At 44.7% G+C, this 4416-nt stretch carries 7 protein-coding genes; 4 read left to right on the forward strand and 3 right to left on the reverse strand.

Annotated elements, in window-relative coordinates:
* The 4 genes from Q0C19_RS11050 to Q0C19_RS11065 all read left to right on the forward strand — a co-directional run.
* Positions 1–877 (forward strand): thioredoxin family protein (locus Q0C19_RS11050; RefSeq protein ID WP_295055973.1); only part of this gene is annotated, 877 nt, incomplete at its 5' end.
* 2 nt (positions 878–879) lie between these two features.
* Complete coding sequence (locus tag Q0C19_RS11055; protein ID WP_295055975.1) at positions 880–1263, forward strand: thioredoxin family protein; 384 nt, start codon at positions 880–882, stop codon at positions 1261–1263.
* Between the two features lie 55 nt (positions 1264–1318).
* A complete protein-coding gene (locus tag Q0C19_RS11060) occupies positions 1319–1708 on the forward strand; it encodes a hemerythrin domain-containing protein (RefSeq protein ID WP_295055977.1) in 390 nt (129 codons plus the stop codon).
* A gap of 96 nt (positions 1709–1804) precedes the next feature.
* Positions 1805–2587, forward strand: coding sequence for a hypothetical protein (locus Q0C19_RS11065; protein WP_295055979.1), 783 nt, complete (start codon positions 1805–1807; stop codon positions 2585–2587).
* Between the two features lie 18 nt (positions 2588–2605).
* On the opposite strand, the gene Q0C19_RS11070 is transcribed toward Q0C19_RS11065, so the two are convergent.
* The 3 genes from Q0C19_RS11070 to Q0C19_RS11080 all read right to left on the reverse strand — a co-directional run.
* Positions 2606–3133, reverse strand: a complete 528-nt coding sequence (locus Q0C19_RS11070) for a hypothetical protein (protein ID WP_295055981.1) — start codon at positions 3131–3133, stop codon at positions 2606–2608.
* Complete coding sequence (gene lpxB / locus Q0C19_RS11075; protein WP_295055983.1) at positions 3133–4176, reverse strand: lipid-A-disaccharide synthase; 1044 nt, start codon at positions 4174–4176, stop codon at positions 3133–3135. Before lpxB ends, Q0C19_RS11070 begins: the two co-directional genes overlap by 1 nt.
* Positions 4173–4416 (reverse strand): cytochrome c (locus tag Q0C19_RS11080; protein ID WP_295055985.1); only part of this gene is annotated, 244 nt, incomplete at its 5' end. The genes Q0C19_RS11080 and lpxB, both read right to left, overlap by 4 nt.

Genomic DNA, 4416 nt, shown 5'->3' on the forward strand with positions numbered 1-4416 from the left:
TATTGCAATTATGGGATTTTTATCGGCTTTGATTGTCGGACCGTGTGTCGCCGCACCGTTGGCAGGGGCATTGGTATACATCGGGCAGACGGGTGATGCTCTGTTGGGAGGAGTTGCTCTCTTCTCCCTCAGTATCGGTATGGGCTTGCCTCTGATTGCTATCGGAACGAGTGCCGGGAAATTTATGCCGAAACCCGGTGTATGGATGGATAATATCAAATCAATTTTCGGGGTGATGTTGATCGGGATTTCGATTTGGATGATCAGCCGTATCCTCGATGAGAACATTTCAATGATGCTTTGGGGAGGGTTGGCCGTCTTTATTGCGGTCAATATCGGAGCGCTTGAGCCGATTCGCGGACGTTGTATCCGATGCCAGCGAGCCAATAAAAAAGCGCTCGGAATCATCATTTTGCTCTACGGTATGTCACTGCTTCTGGGGGGGATGGCCGGAGCTAAAAATCCTCTTCATCCGTTAAACCCTTTTCTCCCTTCACAAGTTGCCGCAGTTGCTGCTGCACCGGAGCACAAGAAGTTTGAGAGAATCACTTCACTCGAAGAGTTGGATGCTATTTTGGCGGAGAACAAAGGGAAAAAGGTAATGGTCGATTTTTATGCCGATTGGTGTACGGCGTGCAAAGAGCTTGAAGAGAAAACTTTCAGTGACGAAAGTGTCAAGACGGCAATGGATAGCTATGTTCTGGTACAGGTCAATTTGACCGCCAATGACGATGCGGCAAAAGCGATCAGCACAAGGTTCGGCATCTTCGGCCCTCCGGCGATTTTGTTTTTTGATGAAAACGGGACGCGTCAAAAAGATGCTGACATTATCGGATTCAAAGAGCCTCAAGAATTTATCAAACACTTAGGAAAATAATTATGGGAAAAATACTCTTAGCCCTTTCATTGTTGGCAAGCTGCGCTTTGGCAGAACTCAAATGGGCGCCGTCGTATGACGCCGCTTTGGCACAGGCGAAAAAAGAGAAGAAACACGTCATGGTCATGCTCTCAAAAGAGGGGTGTCCCGCATGTGATTATATGAGTGACGTCGTTTTTGAAGAGAAAATGGTGGTGTCGGAAGTTGAAAAATCGTACGTTCCCGTTCATATAGATATTCATAACGATTTTATACCCGACGGTCTAGGCTTTATCGGGACGCCGACATTTCATTTCCTCGATGCAAACGGCAAAAAAATCGGACGTTATGACGGCGGTGCGAATGTCCCCACGTTTATGGGTGTTTTGGGAAAATACAAAAAATAGAGTTTCCGATCAGAGTAGAACAATAATTGAATACCTTTAATAAAAAAGGTTCTCTATGTCTCATTTACCGGATGCTCTGAAAGTCGGTGTAGACTCTATCGATCATAGACATGAAGAGTTCTATGTGCTGTACGAAACACTTAAAAATGCTTCGGATCGTGAGTTTTTAGATGCCTTTGATGCTGTGATCCTCCATACTCAGGGGCATTTTTCCGAAGAAGAGACGGATATGGAACAGGTTGTTTATCCGAATAAAACCGAACACATTCATGAACACCGAAAAGCGTTGGAAGAGATGAACTATTTCAGAGAAAAAGCGACAAGCGGAAGAGTGATATTTGCCAAAGCCTATGTCAAGGAACGGCTGGAAGAGTGGTTTCGTACGCACCTGCTCAATATGGACAGCGATTTGGCTCGGGTACTGAGTATAACGGAAAAAGTTTGAATTAAAGCAGCAAATACCCCTAATATCCGATGAAAATTGACAATATTTACTTTATTAGGATACATTGCAAAAAAACTAAACGATAGGTGTTTACCGGTGCGATGGAGCAGTGTCATAGGAATTGTGTTCACGACTGTATTGCCGGCGGCGGATTATGCTATCTCCCCTTGCGATACGTTGCTTCCCTCATGGGCTTACAATCAGAAAGAATGCGATAAGAAAACGGTTCAGTACTCGCATGATGAAGCTTTGCCTAGGTTATTGGGGGGGCAAACCAGTCTAAATTATGATATGAAGAAAAACGATACTACCGAAGCCGTCTCCATGAGCGCTAAATATTCGCACCAGCTGTTTTCTGCACAAATCCAAGGATATTATGAAAAAGGGAGATTCGACAATGCTCTTCCGGTAGGCAATACGAATCTGTCGGTACGGTATCGAAAGAAACTGTGGGACTCGTTGGCGCTGAGTGCTTCCGAAAACGTGTCTATCCCCGTTAAAACAGCCGGAGATCAGGTCGACCCTCTAAAATATACGAGTTTGCTCAAAGCGCTTTATCCCGTAAACGACGTTTATAATCTTTTCGCCGAAGGGAGCTACTCTTTACTGCAAACTCCCTCTTCGGAAAGTACGGCGTATCGCAACCCCTACAGCTATACTACGGGTATAACGTATGCTGATGGGGTCAATACGGCGATTAACGCTTCCTATATTTTAGTTCAGGATGCGGATCCTACTATCGGTCCCAATAAAAAAATCAAATTTGCGCACAAACGTAAAATCAACAAGAAAATAAAAACATCGCTTAGCGTGACAAAAAGTTTGGAGAGCGACAGCCAAGAAAATAAGGCGTCATTCGATTTGAGTTACGCTTTTTAAAACGATAAATTTACGTAATTATTTATTTTCTACCAATTTATCCAGAATATAGAGCTGCATATTTTTATGAGGGATCTCTTTTTCCAATGCTTCGGAATAGATTTTCGCTACCTCTTTGGCATGCAGATCGTAATCAAAATGGGGGAAATGGTTTTCCCACCCGTTTTTGATAATTTTCAGTGCAACCGTATCGATCAGATACTCTTTGTAAATCGCGTAGGTCGCAAAAAACATCCCCGTAAACAAAATTGCCATGATGATAAGCAGATGACAGTCTATCTTGGCTAAAAATGGGTGGAACAGAACCGAAATCGGTAAGATAAAGAGATGCCAAAGGCCGATAAAAACGAGATAACTTCTTCCGATACTCAGCCGAAACCCCGGAATTTTTCCCTCTAACTTCAATCCCTCTTGATACATTTTATTGGTTTTAAGGAGATCGCGAAAAAGCATAGGCCCATCACTCAGAGTAAAGACGTAGGGGATGATTTTTTCGTCGGTAAAGGTGCCGGATTTGGTTTTCATCCATGAAAAAATTCTAAACATTATGATTCCTTGATAATCTGGCTGACGCGGACGGCACTGCCGTGTTTTAAAAGTTCACGCAAGGCAGCCGCATTGTTGATGAACGCTATTTTGTCCATTTGCTGATACGCATTATACAGATTTTGAGCCGTAACTTCCTTTTGAAGAAGCTCAGGGTGTAACGGATTCCCGTATTCGTGGGAGAACAAAATATTTCCCAACCCAACATAATCGAGTTTGACTAACGCTTTGGCAATCGTGTAGTCAAGTTTTTTGGCAATGTAGGTAAGGACGAATGGCGTTCCGATAAGGCACGCTTCGAGCGTTGCCGTGCCGCTGCATATAAAGGCAAAATCCGATTCTGCCAAGCTTTGATGCGCTTCATGGGTCACTTGAAACATTGAAATATCGCCGTAAAGTTCTTCAATCTGTTTGTCGCTGAAATGGGGAGGAATGACGATGAGGGCCTCTCCTTCCAGCATCGGGCGCAATTCTCGGAAAATCGGCATGAGCCGTTTGATCTCTCCGGGGCGGCTGCCGGGCATAAAGGTGATTTTTCCGGTGAGGGTGATATCGACTTTACGAACGGTAATCTCATCGAGTAAAGGATGCCCGACATATTCGATGGGGGCATGCGTTGAATAGTAAGCGGGTTCAAACGGCAATATTGAGCAGAGTTTTGTGATCGTTTTTTCGAGTACGGGAATCCGTTTTTTCTTCCAGGCCCATGCTTGAGGGAGAATATAGTAGACGATCTCTTTATCGGGATAACGTTTGCGGATCGCTTTCGCGAGCGGAAGATTGAATCCTGAGGAATCGATCAGCAGCACTTTGTCGGCACCTTCCGCCAACTCCACCATCTGATCTTTGAGACGGAAGAAGAAGGGGAGCTTTTTGAGTGCATCCACAAATCCCATTACAGAAGCTGCACGGAGATCTACGATACTCTCTCCGAGCGTTGAGTCAAAAATTCCCGATAAGCTCACCTCGTCGCCGAGTTCTTTGACGAGATATTTCAGATGGACGTTAGCGGAGTGCTCGAGTGCACTGACAAGGAGTTTCATGAGCTTCCGTCTCCGGTATTGGAATCATCGGGAGAATATTTTTCTTTACTATGTTCGTGATAGTCGCTCAAAAAAGTAGTAAGGGCATCGATTTGCGTATCGGTGAGTGCCATTGCGAAGGGGATCATCATTGGAGAAAGCTGGGTATTCCCTTGTTTGGCCCGAAGCTGTTTGAGTCGGTAGATCAAAAAAGCTTTACGGCGATAAGCGAGTGCAGGATAGATATTGGTTCCTCCGGCG

Source organism: Sulfuricurvum sp. (assembly GCF_023250475.1).
In the GTDB taxonomy this organism is placed as follows: domain Bacteria; phylum Campylobacterota; class Campylobacteria; order Campylobacterales; family Sulfurimonadaceae; genus Sulfuricurvum.